This window comes from Mycobacterium sp. E3251 (assembly GCF_001666835.1).
Classification (GTDB): domain Bacteria; phylum Actinomycetota; class Actinomycetes; order Mycobacteriales; family Mycobacteriaceae; genus Mycobacterium.
Genome location: NZ_LZJF01000064.1, coordinates 53512 through 72758, shown reverse-complemented (window position 1 = coordinate 72758; position 19247 = coordinate 53512). Strand labels below are relative to the sequence as shown.

Annotated in this window: 15 protein-coding genes; 6 read left to right on the top strand and 9 right to left on the bottom strand. The window is 66.6% G+C overall.

What is annotated here, in order from left to right:
• The first annotated feature begins 20 nt into the window (after positions 1-20).
• From A5697_RS09265 to A5697_RS09250, 4 genes are all read left to right on the top strand, one after another.
• Entirely contained in the window at positions 21-2813 is a 2793-nt protein-coding gene (locus A5697_RS09265) for an AAA family ATPase (protein WP_369806098.1), read from the top strand.
• Positions 2814-2899: 86 nt separating this feature from the next.
• Positions 2900-3667: an SDR family oxidoreductase gene (locus A5697_RS09260; protein WP_068009911.1), complete on the top strand. Its 768-nt coding sequence runs from the start codon at positions 2900-2902 to the stop codon at positions 3665-3667.
• Between the two features lie 206 nt (positions 3668-3873).
• Entirely contained in the window at positions 3874-4596 is a 723-nt protein-coding gene (locus A5697_RS09255; protein ID WP_067948661.1) for an SDR family NAD(P)-dependent oxidoreductase, read from the top strand.
• A 109-nt stretch (positions 4597-4705) separates the two neighbouring features.
• Complete coding sequence (locus A5697_RS09250; RefSeq protein ID WP_068009909.1) at positions 4706-6343, top strand: multicopper oxidase family protein; 1638 nt, start codon at positions 4706-4708, stop codon at positions 6341-6343.
• Between the two features lie 2 nt (positions 6344-6345).
• Here A5697_RS09250 and A5697_RS09245 read toward each other — a convergent pair whose 3' ends face one another.
• From A5697_RS09245 to A5697_RS09210, 8 genes are read right to left on the bottom strand one after another with little or no spacing between them, the layout of a single operon-like run.
• Positions 6346-7164, bottom strand: a complete 819-nt coding sequence (locus tag A5697_RS09245; protein WP_068009907.1) for an alpha/beta fold hydrolase — start codon at positions 7162-7164, stop codon at positions 6346-6348.
• Positions 7164-8153, bottom strand: coding sequence for a cyclase family protein (locus A5697_RS09240; protein ID WP_068009906.1), 990 nt, complete (start codon positions 8151-8153; stop codon positions 7164-7166). Before A5697_RS09240 ends, A5697_RS09245 begins: the two co-directional genes overlap by 1 nt.
• The gene (locus tag A5697_RS09235) at positions 8141-8968 is read right to left on the bottom strand and encodes a coniferyl-alcohol dehydrogenase (protein WP_068009904.1); all 828 of its coding nucleotides are present in this window, start codon (positions 8966-8968) and stop codon (positions 8141-8143) included. The genes A5697_RS09240 and A5697_RS09235 overlap by 13 nt, the downstream gene beginning before the upstream one ends.
• A gap of 20 nt (positions 8969-8988) precedes the next feature.
• Entirely contained in the window at positions 8989-10293 is a 1305-nt protein-coding gene (locus A5697_RS09230; RefSeq protein WP_068009899.1) for an LLM class flavin-dependent oxidoreductase, read from the bottom strand.
• Positions 10294-10295: 2 nt separating this feature from the next.
• Complete coding sequence (locus A5697_RS09225; protein WP_068009897.1) at positions 10296-12035, bottom strand: FAD-binding protein; 1740 nt, start codon at positions 12033-12035, stop codon at positions 10296-10298.
• Positions 12032-12949: a 3-carboxyethylcatechol 2,3-dioxygenase gene (locus A5697_RS09220; protein ID WP_068009894.1), complete on the bottom strand. Its 918-nt coding sequence runs from the start codon at positions 12947-12949 to the stop codon at positions 12032-12034. The genes A5697_RS09225 and A5697_RS09220 overlap by 4 nt, the downstream gene beginning before the upstream one ends.
• The gene (locus A5697_RS09215; RefSeq protein WP_068009891.1) at positions 12897-14618 is read right to left on the bottom strand and encodes a bifunctional 3-(3-hydroxy-phenyl)propionate/3-hydroxycinnamic acid hydroxylase; all 1722 of its coding nucleotides are present in this window, start codon (positions 14616-14618) and stop codon (positions 12897-12899) included. The genes A5697_RS09220 and A5697_RS09215 overlap by 53 nt, the downstream gene beginning before the upstream one ends.
• Positions 14618-15481 carry an alpha/beta fold hydrolase gene (locus tag A5697_RS09210; protein ID WP_068009888.1) on the bottom strand — a complete coding sequence of 288 codons (864 nt, stop codon included), beginning with the start codon at positions 15479-15481 and terminating at the stop codon, positions 14618-14620. The genes A5697_RS09215 and A5697_RS09210 overlap by 1 nt, the downstream gene beginning before the upstream one ends.
• 128 nt (positions 15482-15609) lie before the next feature.
• On the opposite strand from A5697_RS09210, the gene A5697_RS09205 reads away from it, so the two are divergent.
• The gene (locus A5697_RS09205; protein WP_068009887.1) at positions 15610-16287 is read left to right on the top strand and encodes an IclR family transcriptional regulator; all 678 of its coding nucleotides are present in this window, start codon (positions 15610-15612) and stop codon (positions 16285-16287) included.
• A gap of 14 nt (positions 16288-16301) precedes the next feature.
• Entirely contained in the window at positions 16302-17918 is a 1617-nt protein-coding gene (locus A5697_RS09200) for an FAD-dependent oxidoreductase (RefSeq protein ID WP_068009882.1), read from the top strand.
• 7 nt (positions 17919-17925) lie between these two features.
• Here the strand turns inward: A5697_RS09200 and A5697_RS09195 are convergent, their stop codons facing one another.
• Entirely contained in the window at positions 17926-19146 is a 1221-nt protein-coding gene (locus A5697_RS09195; protein ID WP_067948664.1) for a sensor histidine kinase, read from the bottom strand.
• Positions 19147-19247 lie beyond the last annotated feature (101 nt).

Below are 19247 nucleotides of genomic sequence, written 5' to 3'. Positions count from 1 at the left end.
GCAATCCCTTACCTGCGGCGGTGTGCGTGTCCAACACATTCCCGGCACAACGTTTGCGGGGCCGGCGCAGCGAATGCGCGGCCCTCGATCGTGTGACGTCCGCTGCGCGCTCCGGCCAAAGTCAGGTGCTGGTGCTGCGCGGCGAAGCCGGCATCGGCAAGACGGCGTTACTCGACTTCGTCTCCGAGCGCTCCTCAGGCTTCCGCACGACCCGGGTGGCGGGCGTGGAATCCGAAATGGAGCTCGCATTCGCCGCCTTGCAACAAGTCTGCGCGCCACTGCTCGACTGCATCGACCGCTTGCCGTCCCCTCAGCGGGAAGCATTGAACATCGCCTTCGGCCGCAGCGCCGGACCGGCGCCCGATCGTTTCCTGGTCGGTCTGGCGGTGCTGAGCCTGATCGGCGCGGCGACGGAGAGCCAGCCCCTGCTCGTTCTGATTGACGACGCGCAATGGATTGACCACATCTCGGCACAAACGCTGGCGTTTGTCGCTCGCCGCCTGGTCGCCGAGCCGGCCGCGATCATCTTCGCGGTGCGCGACGACGTGCGCGACGACCTGGCGGGGCTGCCGGAGCTTACGATCGGCGGCCTCAATTCCGGTGATGCCCGAGCACTGCTGGATTCGGTCATCGTCGGGCGTTTGGATGATCAGGTACGCGACCGCATCGTCGCCGAGACGCGCGGCAACCCCCTCGCGTTGCTGGAACTACCGAAGGGGTTGACCGCGGCGGAGCTGGCCGGCGGGTTCAACCGGCCAGATAGCTGGCCCCTAGCCGGACAGATAGAACAGACATTTCTGCGGCGGATTCGGTCGTTGCCCGAACACGCCCAGCAGTTGTTACTCACTGCCGCCGCCGAGCCGGTCGGCGATACGGCACTGTTGCTGCGCGCTGCCGAGCAGCTGGGCCTCGCCCCGGATGCGGCCGCGGGCGCCGAGGCGGCGGGATTGATTGACGTCGGGACCAGGGTGCGATTCCACCATCCGTTGGTGCGTTCGGCCGCATACCGCTCCGCTGACGTGATGGAGCGGCGACGCGCTCATCAAGCGCTGGCCGAGGCAACCGACCGAGACATCGACCCGGACCGGCACGCGTGGCACTTGGCGGTCGCCGCGCCGGGTCCCGATGAGGCCGTCGCCGTCCAACTCGAGCGTTCGGCGGATAGGGCGCAAAGCAGAGGGGGCGTTGCCGCCGCGGCCGCGTTCCTGGAGCGGGCCGCCCAATTGACACCCGACCCGATTCGCCGCGGAGCCAGGGCGCTCGCGGCCGCCCAGGCGAAACGCGACGTAGCCGCGTTCGACGCCGCGGAGGAACTGCTCACCATTGCTGAATCGGCGCCGCTGGCGGCACTGGAAGGGGCGCAAGTGACACGACTTCGCGCACAGATCGCCTTCGCCAGGAGCCGCAGCGGTGACGCCGGCGCGCCGACCGTATCCGACTCTGCCGTCGGGCTTCTGGATGCCGCGAAGAGGCTGGAGTCGCTCGATGACGCGCAGGCGCGCGAAACGTACTTGGAAGCCCTGGGGGCGGCGATGTTCGGCGGACGGCTGTGCCCGCACGGCGGCATTGGGATGACGGCGGCGGTGGCTCGCGCGGCGCCGCCGCGGCCGGAGCCCGCTCGGCCCGTAGATCTCCTGCTCGACGGCATTGCCATCAGGGCCACCGACGGCCACTCCGCCGGCGTTCCAGCGCTCCGCGAGGCAATTGACCGGATTTGCGCGGAAGCGCAAGGCGGAGGTTCTGACGTGATGCGGTGGTTCTGGCAGGCCTTTCCCATCGTCCAGGAATCCGCGGCCCACGAGCTTTGGGACGACGACGCGTGGCACCAGCTGGCGACCCAGGCTGTCCGACTGGCCCGGGACGCGGGTGCGCTGGCCGTGCTGCCGCTTGCCCTGGCCTACCGCGCCGGCGTACACGTGCAGGCGGGTGAGTTCACTACGGCCGCAGCGCTTATCGAAGAGGCCGAAGGTATTGCCACGGCAACAGGCTATGCCCCAATGAAGTATCACTCCCTGACATTGCCGGCCTGGCGTGGTGCCGAGGCCGACGCGTTGAAGCTCATGGAGGCTGCGCTTGCAGACGGGACGACCCGGGGCGAGGGGCGGTTGATCGGGTTGACCGGATATGCGACGGCTGTGCTGTACAACGGCCTCGGTCGCTACGGGGACGCATTTACGGCCGTGCGCCAGGCGTGCGAGCACGAGGATCTGGGCCTATTCGGCTGGTGCCTGGTCGAACTGATCGAGGCGGGCGTCCGCTGCGGTGAGCGCAACGCGGCGCAAGACGCCCTGCGAGAGCTCCACGACCGCACGCACAGCAGCGAAAGTGATTGGGCGGCAGGGATGTTGGCTCGGTCGCGAGCATTGCTGGACGATGACCGGGCGTCCGAAGCGGACTACCGCGAGGCGATCGAGAGGCTTGAGCGCACCAGGATTACCGTGCATCTCGCCCGAGCTCGCTTGGTCTACGGGGAGTGGCTGCGCCGTTGCAATCGTCGTGTCGACGCGCGCGCCGAGTTGCACGCCGCACACGAGATGTTCGCACGAATGGGAGCCGACGGGTTCGCCGAGCGCGCCCGCCGGGAGCTTATGGCGACGGGCGAGAAGGTGAGCAAACGGTCGGCCGCATCAGGAGGCGAGTTGACGGCTCAGGAAGCGCAGATCGCCCGGCTGGCCGGCGAGGGCATGACAAATCCCGAGATCGCCGCCCAACTCTTCATCAGCACTCACACCGTTGAGTGGCACCTGCGGAAGGTGTTCGCCAAGCTCGGGATCAGCTCGCGTCGGCAGCTCCGGGGAGCGACCACGCACTGACTACGGACTTCCAAGGGTTCGAGTGGCCCGCGTCGACGCAATGCTGAATTCGTCAGTTCATCGCACAAATCGGGAGGGCGCGGATTATGAAGGTCTTGGTTATCGGCGGCAGCGGGCTCATCGGTTCGCAGGTCGTCGCCAATCTGACGGAGCTCGGACATGAGGCGGTCTCGGCCTCGCCGCGCTCGGGTGTCGACAGTGTGACCGGCGAAGGCCTCGCCGAGGCAGTCGCGGGTGTTGACGCGGTAGTCGACGTGTCCAACTCGCCCTCCTTCGACGACGACCCCGTGATGCGCTTCTTCACCACATCGACGAAAAACCTTCTTGCCGCGGAGCGCGAGGCCGGCGTGCAGCACCACGTCGCACTCTCGATCGTGGGCGCCGACCGCGCGCCGGACAGTGGCTACATGCGAGCCAAGGTCGCGCAGGAGAAGTTGATCGAGGAATCGGGACAGCCGTATTCGATTGTGCGCGCGACTCAGTTCTTCGAATTTGTCGAGGCCATCGCCGATTCGGCAACCGAAGGTCACACGGTCCGCCTGCCGGTCGCAGCGTTCCAGCCCATTGCCGCCAAGGACGTCGCCGCGGCCGTTACCCGGGCGACAGTCGGCGATCCGACCAACGGCATCACCAATATCGCCGGCCCCGAGAAGCGCGGCATGGACGAATTCATCAGGGCCGCCCTGGCCGCATCCAACGACCAGCGTCAGGTCGTGGGAGACCCCACGGCCAGCTACTTCGGCACCGGGCTCGACGAACACACCATCGTTCCGCTCGACAGCGAGGATCCGACGATCTACCCGACCCGTTTCAGCGACTGGATGGCCGCTCGGGCGCCCAGCGGTGCGCATTAGCCCACCGCGTGTTGGCCGACCGGGGCACCGGCGCGACGACGGCGATACATGCCGCGGGCACCCGGTTGCTTCGCGCGAATGGTGCTGCGCCCGTGCGGCGCGCACCCCGATCGGGACCAAGCAGGTTGATCTATCACCCAGATCGGTGCACGGCTCATCCCCAATCCGCAGGCCGACTGTCCCAACGGTTGTAGGAGATCTCAATGATGGAACTGTTGGACCACAGCGCCGTGATCACCGGGGGCACATCCGGCATCGGCTTTGAAGCCGCAAGGTTGCTTGCCAGTGAGGGCGCGAGGGTCATCATCTCCGGCCGAAACGACGCCAGGGGTGTGCAAGCGGTCGCAACGATTGGTGAGAATGCACGCTTTGTCCAGGCCGACATGGCCGATGCCGAGTCCGTAGATTCGCTTGTGCAGCAGTGCGGTGAGGTCGACATCATCGTCAACAACGCCGGCAGCTTCCCGTCGGCCTTGACCGTCGAGCAGGGCATGACGTCCTTCGAGACGATGTTCGACACCAACGTTCGCGGCGCTTACTTCCTGGTCGCTGGCCTGGTTCCGGGGATGTTGCAGCGCGGGCGCGGCAGCATCGTCAATGTCACCACCATGGCGGCGTTCAAGGGGATCCCTGGAGCCTCGGGTTACAGCGCCTCGAAGGCCGCGTTGGAATCACTCACCCGCACCTGGGCCGCTGAGTTCGGGGGGTCCGGCGTGCGGGTCAACAGCGTGGCGCCCGGCCCCACCCGCACGCCCGGCGTCGCTGCGGAATGGGGCGACCTCAATGAACAGCTGGGGCGAGCGTTGCCGCTCGGACGCACCGCGTTCGCGTCCGAGATCGCCGAGGCGGTGCTTTTTTTGAGCTCTCCGCGGTCGAGCTTTGTCACCGGTTCCACGTTGCACGTCGACGGCGGTGGTGCCGCCGTCTGAGCGGGGGCGCCATTCCTACACGGGTTCGGGGTTGGCGATTGCGCTCCGCCAACACCGCGGCACGGTATAAGACAATGGGGTGAGTCGAGGACAAAACGAGGAGCGATCAATGCCCGCGTTACCCACGCCCGGCGCCCCCGTCGACAAATCGCGCCTCACCAGACGCGGATTCATGGCCGCCGGCATCGCGGGCGGATTTGCGTTGGCGGCGTGCAGTCAGTCCAAGCCCGCGCTATCGGGCAACGCCCAGATGTCGGCTGCCATCGCCGCGGCCGAGGCAGCCCGCCCGCATAGTGGCCGCACCGTCACCGCCAGCCTGACCGCCCAGCAGGTCCAGGTCGACCTGGGTGGACCGGTCGTGCGTACCCTGGCCTACGGCAACACCATCCCGGGCTCACCGATCCGCGCCAGGATCGGCGACGAGCTAGTGGTGACTGTGAGTAACCGGCTCGACCGTCCGACGTCGGTGCACTGGCACGGCATCGCGCTGCGCAACGACATGGACGGCGCCGCCCCCGCCACCCCGAACATCCCTGCCGGCCAAGACTTCACCTACCGGTTCTCGGTCCCGAATTCGGGCACCTACTGGGCCCATCCGCACACCGGCCTGGACGCCGACATGGGCCTGTACCTGCCGGTCATCGTCGATGATCCAACCGAGGGCAACTATGACGCGGAATGGATTGTGGTGCTTGATGATTGGACCGATGGCGTCGGAAAGTCGCCGCAGCAGCTCTACACCGAGCTGACCAGCCCGAACAAGCCCGCCCCGTCAAGCGCCCCCGAGACCACAACAACCCCGCCGACAACCACGACAACCACGACAACCAGTGAAACCTCGACGACCTCGTCGACCAGTGAAACGTCGACGACGTCGACCAGCCCCAGCACGTCGAGCAGTCCGCCCGCCCCGACACCCGGGAGCGTTGGCAAAAGTGATCTGCTCGGCGGAGACGCCGGGGACATCGCTTACCCCTACTATCTGGTCAACGGCCGAATTCCCGCCGCTCCCATAACCTTCAGCGCGAAGCCCGGGCAGCGTATCCGGATCCGTTTCATCAATACCGGTTCCGACACCACGTTCCGGGTGGCGCTGGGCGGCCATTCGATGACGGTCACCCATACGGACGGCTACCCGGTGGTACCGGCCCAGGTCGACGCCCTGCTCATCGGCATGGCGGAGCGCTACGACGTCATCGTGACGGCGGCCGACGGCGTTTTCCCGCTGGTCGCGCTCGCGGAAGGAAAGAATGCCGTGGCGCGGGCGCTGTTGTCGACCGGGGCGGGCAGCGCGCCCGATCCGGGGTTTCAGCCGCCCGAACTCAACCGACGGGTGGGCACGGTGGAAATGTTCACGGCGACAACGCCCGTCAACCTGGGCCGGCCCCAGTCCGGCCTCAACCTACCGGTCGTATTGGGCGGCAACATGACCCAATACAGCTGGACGATCAATGGAAAGCCCTACAGCGCGACGGAGCCGTTGCACATCCGGGAGGGGGAACGGCCCACCATCACGTTCGACAACGCCACGATGATGTATCACCCGATGCACCTGCACGGCCACACCTTCCAACTGATCAAGCCCGACGGCAGCCCCGGCGCGCGCAAGGACACCCTGATGGTGCTGCCCAAGCAGAAGTTGCTCGCCGTGCTGGTGGCCGACAATCCCGGTGTGTGGCAGTTGCACTGCCACAACACCTATCACCAGGAGGCCGGCATGGAGACTCGCCTCGAATACGTCTTCTAACCTCAGGCGGCGAGGAAGTCGAGCAGCAGCCGGTTCACCGCGGTCGACTGCTCGATCTGCGGGCAGTGGCCGGCCTTGTCGACCACGACCGAACGGGCGCCGTCGATCTCCTTGGCGATCTGCGCGGCCCAGCCGGCCGGAAGGAGCTTGTCGTCTCCGCCCTCGACGATCAGCGTCGGCGCGGTGATGCGCTCGTAGGGCCGGGCGTTCGAGGGCGTGGCGGACGGCGCCGCCCCCGGGCGACGGAACCGGGCCGCGGCGACGGCCTCCCACGCTCCGGGCGCGGTGCTGGACTCATAGCGGCGCCGCACGTAGTCGTCGTCGGCGGGATAACTCGGGTCGTGGAACAGAGCCTCGACGATCCGCCGCATGGCCGGCAACGTTGCGTCGTATTGCTGTAGCGCCTCGAAGTGCTGATTCTGTTGAATTTCGCCGCCCCCGCAGATGATCGTCAGGGTGCGGAGGGGCAGCAGCGGTGTGTCCGAGGTGGCGTCGGTCAGCAGGTTGATGGCGCCCATCGAGTTGCCCACGAAGTGCGCCGAGTCGATGCCGAGCAGCTCGCAGAACCGCGCCACGTGCCGGATCCGCATCCCGCGTCCGTCAACGAAGTCGATGACCTTCGCCGACTGTCCGAAGCCCAGCTGGTCAGGCGCCAGCACTCGGTATCGCGTGGCCAGGGCGGCGATGTTGCGTTCCCAGCCGAGTTCGGCGCTGGCACCGAACTCACCGCCATGCAGCAACACCACCGGTTCGCCCTCGCCCGCCTCCAGATAGCTGGTGACCAGCCCGTCGACCGTCGTGGTCCTGCGCTGGATCCGCATCACTTGATCGCTATTGGATTCAGTGGCGAACCCACGGCCCCAACGAATCTCAGGGGCGGTGCGACGAGCTGGAATTCGTACACCCCGTCCTCGGCGCAGTCGGCAGCCAGCGCGCCAAGGTCCCAGTACTCGCCGAGCATCATTCCCATGTCGCGCAGAGTCAGCAGGTGGAAGGGCAGAAACACTCCGTCGACACCGGACACCGGGTCTTCGACCTGCAGGTTGTCGGAGGCCACGGCCGCGACCTCGTGATCGTGCAGCCACGAGGCACACTGCCAGTCCAATCCCGAGTACGGCTCGGTCTTGTTGCCGGTCATGAGAAACCTTGTCCACCAACCGGTTCGGATGAGCACAATGTCGCCGCGTTCGATCGTTACGCGTTGCGCGCGCACGACGTCGTCCAATTCCTCGGGGCTGATCGGGTTTCCGTGTTCCAGGAATACCTCGGCGCCCCGGTGGCGGACCAGGTCCAGCAGCACGCCGCGCGAGGTGATGCCTTTGCCGTCGACCTTCTCGATTCCCAGATGAAAGGCCCCCAGGCTGGTGACCGAGCTCGCCGAGAAACCGTTGTAGAGCTTGTCCTCGTAGTACACGTGCGACAGCGCGTCCCACTGGGTGGCGGCCTGTAACGGCATGATGATCATGTCGTCGTTGAAGCGGAACAGGTTGTCAACGAAGTACGGACCCATCTGCGCCGCCGTCGGATTGCGTCCCCAGCCCGGTCCGTACTGCGGGAGCGAGTTGGCGTCCCCGCCGTCCACCGTCATCACGTGTATCGGATTGTGCCGGAACCCGAAGGCACCCTGCGGGCCTGAGGAGCCGAAATCCACTCCCAGCGGAAACACCTTGCCGCGTCGGACCAGGCCGGCGGCCTGGGCAACCTTTTCCGCGGTGATGAAGTTCAACGTACCCAGCTCGTCGTCAGCGCCCCACCGCCCCCAGTTGGAGACTTCGCGGGCGGCGCGGCGGAAGTCGGTCACGCTGGCCACGGCGCTCCCTCCTCGAGTTCCCGGGCGATGGCGGCGCCGACGTTCCCGCCGTCAACCCACAACACCTGGCCCGAAATATAACTGGCGGCATTGCTATTCAGGAAGACCAGGGCCGAGGCTTGCTCGGCGGGGCCGGACACCCGCCCCAGGGGTTTGGGTATGTCGTCGAGGAAGGCCTGCCCGTACGCGGTCCGAAGCTGGTCGAGGATCGGGGTTTCGGTGACCCCGGGACCGGTGCAGTTGATCCGGATTCCCCGTCCGCCAAGGGCGGTGGCGCTCCGCATCGTGTAAAGGATGATCGCTTCCTTGGACAGCTGATATCCACCGCCCGCGAGCGCGTCGGGGTGGGCGTGGCACCAGTCGATACCTTCCCGCATGGTCGCGGTGTTCAGTAGCGGCGCCACCGACCGGAGATGGTCGCGGTATGCCGCCGCCGCGAGTGAAGAGACGCTCACGATGGACGACCCCGCCGGCATCTTCGGAATCAGCGCCTCGGTGATGTGCCGCAGCCCAAGGAAATTGATGGTGACGACCAGTGGCGGGTTGCCGATACCCGACGAGACACCGGCGACGTTGAAGAGCGCATCGACGTGCCCGTCGACGGCGGCGACCGCAGCGTCGATGGATCCTTGATCGGCGAGGTCGACCTGGTGGAAGTCGTTGATTCCGAACGCGGGCGGACGTTTGTCCAGCCCGACGACTTCGGCCCCCAACTCCGTGAGCTGGCGCACCACGTGTTCGCCGATGCCCGAGGCGCAGCCGGTCACCACCGCCCTACGGCCGTCATAACGCCACAGCTCGTCGATTCGTCCCAAGACTCAACCGGCTTTCGGTGTCACTTGCCTTGCTGTTCTTTCAACCGCTGGGCCGCCTGGACGCGGCCCTCGTTGATCTCCGCCATGGCTTCGGGGATCTCGCTGGCGGTGAACTTACCGCCCCGACCGGTCGGCAGGCCACCGAACGAATAGTGCTCGTCGAATTGCGGTGCGGTCGATGCCGGCCGCCGCGCCTCCACCTTCTCGATGACGGGCTCCAACCGCTTGGCCTTTTCGGCCACCGCTTTAGCGTCGCGCTCGATGAACTCGGGCAGCACTTCGGAGCCCATCAGCTCGATGGATTCCATAGTGCCCTCGTGGCTGCGCGGGTTGAGCAGCAGAATGATCTCGTCCACGCCGCTTTCTTCGTAACCGCGCAGGAACTCCCGCACCGTGGCCGGTGAACCGATCGCGCCCCGCCCGGGCCCGTACGCCAGCGTCGGGTCCTTCTCGACTTCCTCGAGGTACCGCTGCCAGACCCCGGTCCGGCCGGGGGTGTGCACCCCGGTCATGTAGTAGTGCATGATCCCGAACGAGAAGAAGCCACCGCCCTGCCCCAGCCGTTGCAGCGCCTGCTCGTCGGACTTGGCGACCATCATCGACAGGTCGCCGCCGATGGCCAGGATGTTCGGATTGATCCGCGGGGTAACGGGCACACCGTTCTCTTCGAATTCCTTGTAGTACCCGTTCACCCGCTCGGTCAGCGGTCCGGGTCCGGTGTAGGCGAAACTCAGTGCGCCAATGGATTTTTGGGCGGCCATCTGCACGCTCGCCGGTCGCGTGCAGGCGACCCATACCGGTGGATGCGGCTTTTGGAGCGGCTTGGGGACGACGTTGCGTGCCGGCATCTGGACGTGCTCGCCGTTGAAGCCGGCGAACGGCTCCTCGATCATGCAGCGGATCGAGACCTCAAGGGCCTCCTCCCACTGGGCTCGTTTGTCAGCCGGATCGATGTTGAATCCGCCGAGTTCACCGACGGAGGACGACTCCCCGGTGCCGAACTCCACCCGGCCGTTGGAGAGCAGGTCGAGCGTGGCGATGCGTTCGGCGACCCGGGCGGGGTGATTGACCACGGGTGGCAGGTGCATGATGCCAAAGCCGAGCCGGATGTTCTTGGTGCGCTGACTGGCCGCGGCAAGGAAGATTTCCGGTGCCGTCGAGTGGCAGTACTCCTCGAGGAAGTGGTGCTCGGTCAGCCACACGGTGGAGAAGCCCGCCTTGTCGGCGGCCTCGACCTCGTCGAGGCACTCTTGCATCATGACGTGCTCGTCGTCGGGCGCCCACGGCCGCGGTAGGGCGAACTCGTAGAACAGCGATATCTTCATTGCTACCTCCTATGAGAATTAAGGGTTCGGTTGGCGGCCTGTGCGGCAAGGTGATTCGCCGCGACGAAGCCGAAGGTCATCGCGGGGCCGATCGTCGCCCCAGCACCGGCATAGCTGCGTCCCATCACCGGTGCGGACGTATTGCCCACCGCATACAGCCCCGGGACCACGGTGTCGTCGTCCCGCAGCACCCGGGCGAATTCGTCGGTACGCAGGCCGCCGGACGTCCCGAGGTCGCCCAGGACGATCCGGAACGCGTAGTACGGTGGATCGCCCAGCGGGTACAGGTTCGGGTTGGGCAGTGTCGGATCGCCGTAGTAGTTGTCGTAGACGCTGTCGCCGCGGTTGAAATCGTCGTCGTGGCCCTTGCGGGCGAGTTCGTTGAAACGCCGTGCGGTTTCGGACAAGTTGTGCGCCGGCACGCCGATCCTGCCCGCCATCTCCTCCCACGTCATCGCCGCCTTGACCACTCCCGATTCCAGCCACGCCGAGGGGACCTTGCGGCCGGTGGGCACCGGCGCTCCGGGGATCTTGGGTATCGGCAGATGGCCGCCGATGACATAGCGGTTCCACGACCTGTGGTCGGTGAGCAGCCAACAGGGGATGTGCGTGACTCCGGATTTGTGGCCGTCGATCATGGCGTGACCGAAGTCCATGTAGGGCGCCGCCTCGTTGATGAAGCGCTTGCCGTTGCCGTTGACGATGAACTGTGCGGGCATCATGCGTTCGTTCAGCATGAATTGCATGCGGCCGTCCGGCCATTGGATGGCGGGGAACCACCACGCCTCGTCGAGCAACTCGGTTGCCGCACCGACCTTCTGCGCTGCCCTGATGCCGTCGCCCATGGCGGCGGGGTTGCCGAAACTCCAGTCCTGGTCTACCACGGGCAGCAGTTCCTTGCGCCAGGCCAGGTCATGGTCGAAGCCGCCGGACGCCAGGATGACCCCGAGACGTGCCCCGATCCGTTGCGTTTCACCACCCCGTTCCAAAGACACGCCGGTCACCGTTCCGTCGGCGTCGGTGAGCAACTCGGTCATCGGCGAGTCCAGCCACAGCGGGATGCCGCGTTCCCGCATGGCCAGCCGCAGCCGCGCGGCCAGCGACTGCCCGATCGCAGCCATCCGTTCGCCGAACACCCGCGCCCGGACCATCCGCGAAATCAGCTTGAGGAGAACGCCTTTGCCGGCCCACGATTGCCGGATGCGGTAGAAGGTCCGTAGTTCCTTGGGCCCGAGCCAGATTCCCCTCGGGGCCAACGCCAAAGGTTGGAGAAGCTTGTGCTCGTCGGGGCCCAGCCTCCGCAGGTCGATGGGCGGCACGTTGATCGTGCTGCCCAGTTCGGATCCACCGGGCAGTTCCGGGTAGTAGTCGGCGTAACCGGGTTTCCAGACGAATTCAAACCAACCGGAAAGCCGTTCGAGAAATTCGAGCATCTTCGGCGCGGACTCGACGTACTGCCGTATTCGCGCCTCGCTGACCAATCCGTCGGTGATCCGTTGCAGGTACTCGACGACGCTCTCGGGTGAGGGCATGTAGCCCTCCCTGCGCTGTGCGGGCGCCCCCGGCACCCAGATGCCGCCCCCGGACAGCGCGGTGGAGCCGCCGAAGAACGACGACTTCTCCACGACCAGCGCGTCCAGCCCGGCGGATTGGGCGGTCAGGGCGGCGGTCATGCCTCCGCCGCCCGACCCGACGACGAGTACGTCGACGACGTGGTCGAAGCCGTCCTGCCCGCCCGTCATTTCGGCACCGCCGTCCTGATGGCGAACCCTGCGATGAGTTCAGGGGCCGGTTTGTAGTAGCGCCCAACGGTTTCGTACGGCCCGGCGCTCGCCAGCGCGGAGAATGCGGCGATCCAGGTTCTGATTTCCTGGGCGGAGCTACCGCCCTCGTGCGCGACGAACGAGTTCGACCACCGGTCGAGTTCGGGGAGCCAGCCGCCGTCGATGATCTCGAGAAATCGCTGGTCCCACACCGGGTTCAGTGCCTGCAGCTCGCCGTCGCCGGCGGCGAAGCTCTTGGCCGCATCGATCACGGCCGCCTGCCGGGCCTCCCGCTGCTCGGGCGTCATCGGCCGGCCGTGCACGATACGTTCCAGGACCGGCGGCGGTGCGGTCGCCAGTGTCGGCACCGGCGGGCTGTGCGAAAGGCCACCGGATCCCAGCACCAGAACCCGCTTGTTCAGCGTGGCCAGATAGGTGCCGACGGCGGCACCGAGCGCCCGGCAACGATGCAATGGCCCCAGCGGGACGCCGATCGCGTTGATGAAGATCGGTATCACCGGTAGTGCGGTGGCTGCGCCGAGCAGCTTTTCGAGCGGCTGAACGGTCCCGTGATCCACGTCCATGCAGGCCGAAACCGCGACGTCGACCCCCGCGTCGAGCACGGCTTTCGCGCACTCGGTGGCCAGCTTCTCCGGAACATCGAGCGGGCCCGCATGGGTGCCGTAATCACCAACTCCGTTGGCGCTCGTGCCGATACAGAAGGGCGGCATCACCTTGTAGAAGAAGCCGTTGTAGTGGTCCGGGGAGAAGACGACGACGAGTTCGGGGTCGAAATCGGCGACGAATTGCCGGGCGCCGGCGATTGCACCTTCGATGTCGTCAAGCAGGTCCTGCGACGGCCCCGGAAGATTCAGGAGCGGGCTGTGCGACATACAGCACAGAGCCAGTGCCACTTTGCGGATCACCCCCTCGCGGCGTGAGGGCGAGTGCATCAATGAGCGCGGCACTCAGGTCGGGGGCGCGCTGAGCGATGCACGCACCGGCGATGCACCGATCGGGACGCAGGAACAACACCGATTCCTGGTGGGCGTCGAACCAGGATTTGACCGCGCCGTCGCGGTCGCCCACGACGACGACGTCGGGGTCGTCGTGGCCGGTCCAGTGCAGCTGGGTCAACGGCCGCAACGCAACGAATCGGGCGCCCAGGGCCTTCCAGCTCGCGAAGGCGACGTCACCCAGAATCTTGCGAGGGTTGTTGTTCCAGCAGAGCACCGCGAACCAGTCACCGAGCACGTCGTCCAGCAGCACGTTCTGCCGATCCCGGGTGTCGACCCGGGGCTGGATGAACAGCGTGCCCACCGCCGAATCCGCCCGGCCGGTGCCGGAGTCGTGGACAACGGCACCCTGTTCGTAGCGTGGCATCGGCTTGAACCGCATCTCCAGGACATACCGCTTGAGCGACGGCACAATTGACGCCGACCGAACGAGGAGGTCTCGCGCGCCGGCCACCCGCCGGTTCGTGGGCGAGATGACTCGGCCCACCATGGTGGAAAGGTCGATCATGGCCCGCGCGTGCTTGCGGCGCTCCATGTCGTAGGTGTCCAGCAAGCTTTCGCCGGCACGCCCGCTCACGACCGCGGCGAGCTTCCAACCCAGATTGGCGGCGTCGCGGATGCCGCTGTTGTAGCCCTGGCCCTGCCAGACGGGCATTAGATGCGCGGCATCCCCGGCGAGCAACAGCCGGCCTTTGCGGAACGCGCCGGCGATCCGCGAGTGATGGGTGTAGACCCGGCGACGGATCACGTCGACGCGCTCCGGGTGTGGCACCATCCGCGCCAGCATCCGCGTCAGGAACGCCGGATCCTCAGCCTGCTCGTCGGTCTCGTCGGCGTGAATCATGAACTCGAACCTGCGAATTCCGTGCGCAATCGAGATCGAGGCGTACGGGCGTTCGGGGTCGGCGCCGACTTCGCTGTTTGGGTGACCGAGCGGGTCGTTGGCGATGTCGACCACCAGCCAGCGTGTCGACGAAGTAGTCCCGTCGAAAGATACGCCCATCATGCGGCGGGTCATGCTGCGACCGCCGTCGCAACCCACCACGTAACGTGCTCGTAGGCTTGATGTTTCATGGTCACGCGCGCCCCCGAGTTCGACGGTCACCCCGTCGGCGTCGCCCTGACACGCCACCATCGGACGCCCCCACCGCACCTCGACGTGCTCGAATCGTTCCAGCCCGGCCAGCAATTCGGCGTCGACGAGCGGTTGCACGAAACCGTTGCGTTTCGGCCAGCCGAACCGCGCGTCGGGCGGCGCCATTTCGGCAAGCACCCGCCGCTTGGCATCGACGAATCGCAGGATCTGGTTGGGCACCGTGTGCGGCACGATGCGATCGGCCAGCCCGATCGACTGGAAGGTCCGCAGCGCCTCGTCGTCGAGCCCCACCCCACGCGGATAGTCGATCAGCGTGTCGCGCTCGTCGACCACCACCGTGCGGATGCCCTGCAGCCCAAGGATGTTGGCCAACGTCAGGCCGACCGGCCCCGCGCCGACCACGACGACATCGGTCTCGATCCCCGCCGGCTCGCGCCCCGCCTCGACCATCACCGCCCCAGCAGGAAGTCCAGGTGCAAACGGTTGAAGGTCTTGGCGTCTTCGTACTGCGGCCAGTGACCACAGCCGGGCATCACCTCGAACCGCGCATCGGGGATCATCGAGGCGATGCGGCGGCCCTCGGTCACGTCCGCGGTGGGGTCGTCGCTGGTCCACAGCACCAGCGTCGGCGCCGTGATGTCAGCGTATTCGTCGGGGCCGATGATGTTGCGCGCCCGGATCTCCGGATCCTGCAACGCCATGATGTCGCGCATGGCGTCCACGAATCCCGGCTGGCGATAGACGCGTTGGCGGCTGGCGACCAAGTCGTCGTAGTCCTTGGACTTGTCGGCCATCAACCACTTGATCCGGGCTTGCACCGTTTCCCAGGTCGGGTCCTCGGCGGCCGCCATGGATAGCGTGACGATCCGCTTCATCACCACCGGGTCGGCCTGGGAGCCGCCGGCGGTGTTGAGGACGAGCCGGTCGACCACGTCGGGATGGTCGATGGCGGCGCGGGTGGCCACCCAACCGCCCAGCGATTCGCCGCTGATGCTGGCGCGATTGACGCCGATGGTGCGCAGGACGGCCATCAGGTGCTCGACATAGTGGTGGACTTCCAGCGGGTGGCCCGGCTTGCTGGTGTAGCCGTGGCCCAGCATGTCGATCGACCAGGTCCAGAAGTGCTCGGCGTGCGCCCCGAGGTTGCGGACATACGCCTCGGCGTGGCCACCGGATCCGTGCAACAGCACCAGCACCGGCTTGCCCGGGTCGCCGGCCCGCAGGTAACGGGTCCGCACACCCCCGGCGTCGAGGTAGCCCTGCTCAAATGCGACGCCCTGGAGATCGCTCCAGATGCTCTCGAACTCCGCCACGGTTCCTCTCTGGCCTTCAGTTCGTGGAAATCGTATTCTCGTTCTTGACCAACTTGGTGTGCTAATATCGCACACTGACGTGCGTTATTAATAGAGCTTCGCTCTCGCGAAGGAGGTCTGTCAAGGCTGTGGCAGGTTCGGTGACAGGTTCACAGACGCTGGCCCGGGGGCTGACCGCGCTGCAGATGGTGGCGGACTCCCCCAGTGGGCTCACCGTGCAACAGCTCGCCGAACAGGTCGGGGTGCATCGCACCATCGCCTATCGGCTGCTTTCCACGCTGGCCGAATTCCGTTTGGTGGCAAAGGGAGAGGACGGGCGCTACCGGCCGGCTTCCGGGCTCGCCGTTCTCGGCGCATCGTTCGACCGCAATGTGCGCCAGGTCAGCCTGCCGATCCTGCGCGCGCTGGCCGACGAGCTCGGCACCACGGTGTCGTTGCTCATCGCCGAGGGCGACCAGCAGGTTGCGATCGCGGTCATCGTGCCGAGCCATGTCGCCTACCAACTGTCCTTCCACGAAGGAAGTCGGTACCCGCTCGAACGGGGTGCGGCCGGAATCGCCTTGCTCGCGAGCATGCCGCCGCGCCCCGGGGAACGAGACCTGGTCACCCGCGCTCGCGAGAGCGGCTGGGTGAGCACGTACGGGGAGATCGAGCCGAACACCTATGGCCTGGCCGTGGCGGTGCGCCGCCACCCGCCCTCCCCACCCACGTGCATCAACCTCATCTCCCACCGGGAAGACGTCGTGATGCGTGGAAAAGATGCGGTCGTCAAAGCCGCGAAGCAGTTGTCCGAGCTGCTGGGCTGAAGGGATAACGATCAATGTCGTGGGACACGCAAGTCGACGTCGTCGTGCTCGGCAGTGGCGGCGCCGGGCTCACCGCCGCCCTCGCCGCCGCCGCATCCGGGGCCTCGGTGGAGGTCTTCGAGAAGGCGCCGACCGTCGGGGGGACCACCGCGGTGTCGGGTGGCGTCGTGTGGATCCCGGCCCATAACCGTTCGCCCGACGGCGAATTGACGCCCGCCGACGCGTTGCGATACCTGCGCGCGCAGTCCCTGGGCTCGATGGACGACGAACTGGTCGAGACATTCGTGCACACCGGCCCGGCGATGCTCGACTTCGTCGAGGCACACAGCGGTCTGCGCTTCGAGATCGCCACCGGCTTCCCCGACTATCGGCCCGAATTGCCGGGAGGCCAACCGGCCGGCGGCCGTTCGCTGACTGCCGCTCCCTTCGATCTGGCGCAGTTGGGCGAGTGGGCCACTCGGATCACGTCGTTTCCCGCCGACTGGTCCAACGTCGGGTTCGATGCCGAGACCAGGGCGCGTCTGCACGCGGCGATCGACGAACGAACCAGTCACCTGTGCGTCGCAGGCACGGCGCTGATCGCGGGGCTCCTCAAGGGACTGCTGGATGCCGGCGTCACCCCGCACACCCATGCGCGGGCAGAGCGACTCATCGCCGAGGACGGAGAAATCACCGGTGCGCGGATCGGACTCCAAGGACGCACGTTCGACGTTCGCGCCCGGCACGGCGTCATCCTGGGCACCGGCGGCTTCGAGTGGGATCCCGCTCTCGCGCAGGCCTTTCTGCGTGGCCCGATGCACGGCGCGGTCTCGCCGCCCAACAACACCGGGGACGGCTTGCGCATGGCGATGGCACAGGGCGCGGACCTGGCGAACATGGGCGAGGCCTGGTGGGTGCCGATCGTCCAAATCCCCGGCGACACCATCGAAGGCAAGCCACGCAGCCGCAGCGTACGGCTGGAACGGACGCGGCCCAGGAGCATCATCGTCAACTCGGCGGGCCGCCGCTTTGTCAACGAGGCCTGCGACTACAACTCCATGGCCGGCGCATTCCACTACCTCGATCCCCGCGGCGGGTACGTCAACGACCGCGCGTGGATGGTGTTCGATTCAATTCACCTGCAGCGCTACGGATTCCTGGGCATCGAACCGGGACAGCCCGTTCCGGACTGGTTCTGCGAGTCGGCGAACCTCGCCGAGCTGGCCGCCAAGACCGGCATCGACGCCGACGGCTTGACGCGCACCGTCGAGGCCTGGAACCGCCACGTGGCCGCCGGCGCCGATCCCGACTTCGAGCGCGGCTCCAGCGCCTACGACGGTTACTGGGGCGACGACAGCGCGACCACCCTGGCCGGCAAAACCCTCGGCCCGATCGACACCGCGCCCTTCTACGCGGTGCCGGTGTGCATCGGCGCGATGGGCACCAAGGGCGGTCCGCGCACCGATCGCGACGGGCGCGTGCTGCATGTGAGCGGTGAGCCGATCCCGGGTCTTTACGCCGCGGGCAACGCGATGGGCGGCGTGACCGGACGTGCTTACGGCGGCGCCGGCGGGACATTGGGTCCCGCAATGGTTTTCGGCTATCGCGCGGGTTACGCGGCCGCCACGGGAAAGTCCGTCGACCTGAACTAGCGTTGCGCTATTTCGTGATCGGCAGCTCGACGCAGATGTGAGTCCCGACCGGGACATCGAGGGACACGAACTCACCCCCGGCGGCGTCCACGCGCGCCCGGTGCGACGCCAACCCGATGTGTCCCTCGCCGAGGCGGCGGGCCACGGTCCCGACGTCGAACCCCACCCCATCATCGACCACGTGCAGGACGCATCGGTCGTCGGTGATCCCGAGCATGACCGAAGCACTGCGAGCCCGGGAATGCTGCACGACGTTGGACAGCAATTCGCGCACCACACCGAACACGATCGGGTCGATCGCATTGCGAATCGGGTAATCGATGTCGGTGGAGATCTCGATGCCCGAACGCTGGGCGCTAATTACGGCCAGCTGCTGGACGGCGGCCGCCAGGCCGACCTGCTCGAGGACGGCGGGATGCAGTTCGAAAGTCGCCTCCCGCAGGCGTTCCGACGCCATCTGAAGACCGGTGAGCGCCCGCCCGACACGCTCATCGCCGGGCAATTCCGCGCCCAACTCGACGAGTTCTTGGCGCACCGCCAAAATGTCCTGCAGCGGCCCGTCGTGAAGGGATTCCGAGATCCGCCGCTGCTCGACATCGGACGCGGTCATCGTTTGAGCGAGCAACTCCTCACGCAATGTGCTCAGGCCCGCGACCGATCGCACGTGTCGCTCCTCCATCCGGACGACGACGAATGCCGTGACGCACAGAAAGCCGTAGAGCCCGAGCAGAAATACCGTGCTCGGCCAGTGCCCCGGACTCATCAGCACTCGGTCATGAATGCCGGCGATGGCGAAGCCGACGAGCGTGAAGGTGAGCACCACCGCCGCACGGCGCGACGACACATCCACGCCCACCAACACCGGCAGCAGCACCATGATCAACAGCGGAAGGATCCCCAGGGCGGACAGCAATTGAAAGCCGGTCAACGCGACCACATCGAGGATGGTGAAAGTAAACGGCTCCAGCCGACCGACCCCGGCCGAGCCGCCCAACCCGACCCATCGGCGCACGGGGGTGAACGCCAGCACGAACGCACAGAGCGCAACGAATGCGTAGGCGGCGACGAGAGCGCTTTGCTGCGGCCATTCCGACCGCGGGGTGTCGACGACCATGGCGGCAACCATCAGGCCCACCACACAGATCCGGAGCACCGAAACGATTCGGTACGAGCGCAACTGGTGGACCCTGCGCACCCGATCCAGTTCTGTGTCGCTGCTATCCGCCATCCGATCACCGTAATAATCCACGTCGGAACCGCCGAAGCAAACCGGGATATTCGCCATCAGATTGTCCGGAATTTGAGAACGGCGCACTTGAGCGGACCGCT

What these genes read in the sequence shown, in the direction of transcription:
- A5697_RS09260 (WP_068009911.1), top strand. Translation starts at nt 2,900, where the DNA reads ATGAAGGTCTTGGTTATCGGCGGCAGCGGGCTCATCGGTTCGCAGGTC.
- A5697_RS09255 (WP_067948661.1), top strand. Translation starts at nt 3,874, where the DNA reads ATGGAACTGTTGGACCACAGCGCCGTGATCACCGGGGGCACATCCGGC.
- A5697_RS09250 (WP_068009909.1), top strand. Translation starts at nt 4,706, where the DNA reads ATGCCCGCGTTACCCACGCCCGGCGCCCCCGTCGACAAATCGCGCCTC.
- A5697_RS09245 (WP_068009907.1), bottom strand. Translation starts at nt 7,164, where the DNA reads ATGCGGATCCAGCGCAGGACCACGACGGTCGACGGGCTGGTCACCAGC.
- A5697_RS09230 (WP_068009899.1), bottom strand. Translation starts at nt 10,293, where the DNA reads ATGAAGATATCGCTGTTCTACGAGTTCGCCCTACCGCGGCCGTGGGCG.
- A5697_RS09225 (WP_068009897.1), bottom strand. Translation starts at nt 12,035, where the DNA reads ATGACGGGCGGGCAGGACGGCTTCGACCACGTCGTCGACGTACTCGTC.
- A5697_RS09220 (WP_068009894.1), bottom strand. Translation starts at nt 12,949, where the DNA reads ATGTCGCACAGCCCGCTCCTGAATCTTCCGGGGCCGTCGCAGGACCTG.
- A5697_RS09215 (WP_068009891.1), bottom strand. Translation starts at nt 14,618, where the DNA reads ATGGTCGAGGCGGGGCGCGAGCCGGCGGGGATCGAGACCGATGTCGTC.
- A5697_RS09200 (WP_068009882.1), top strand. Translation starts at nt 16,302, where the DNA reads ATGTCGTGGGACACGCAAGTCGACGTCGTCGTGCTCGGCAGTGGCGGC.
- A5697_RS09195 (WP_067948664.1), bottom strand. Translation starts at nt 19,146, where the DNA reads ATGGCGGATAGCAGCGACACAGAACTGGATCGGGTGCGCAGGGTCCAC.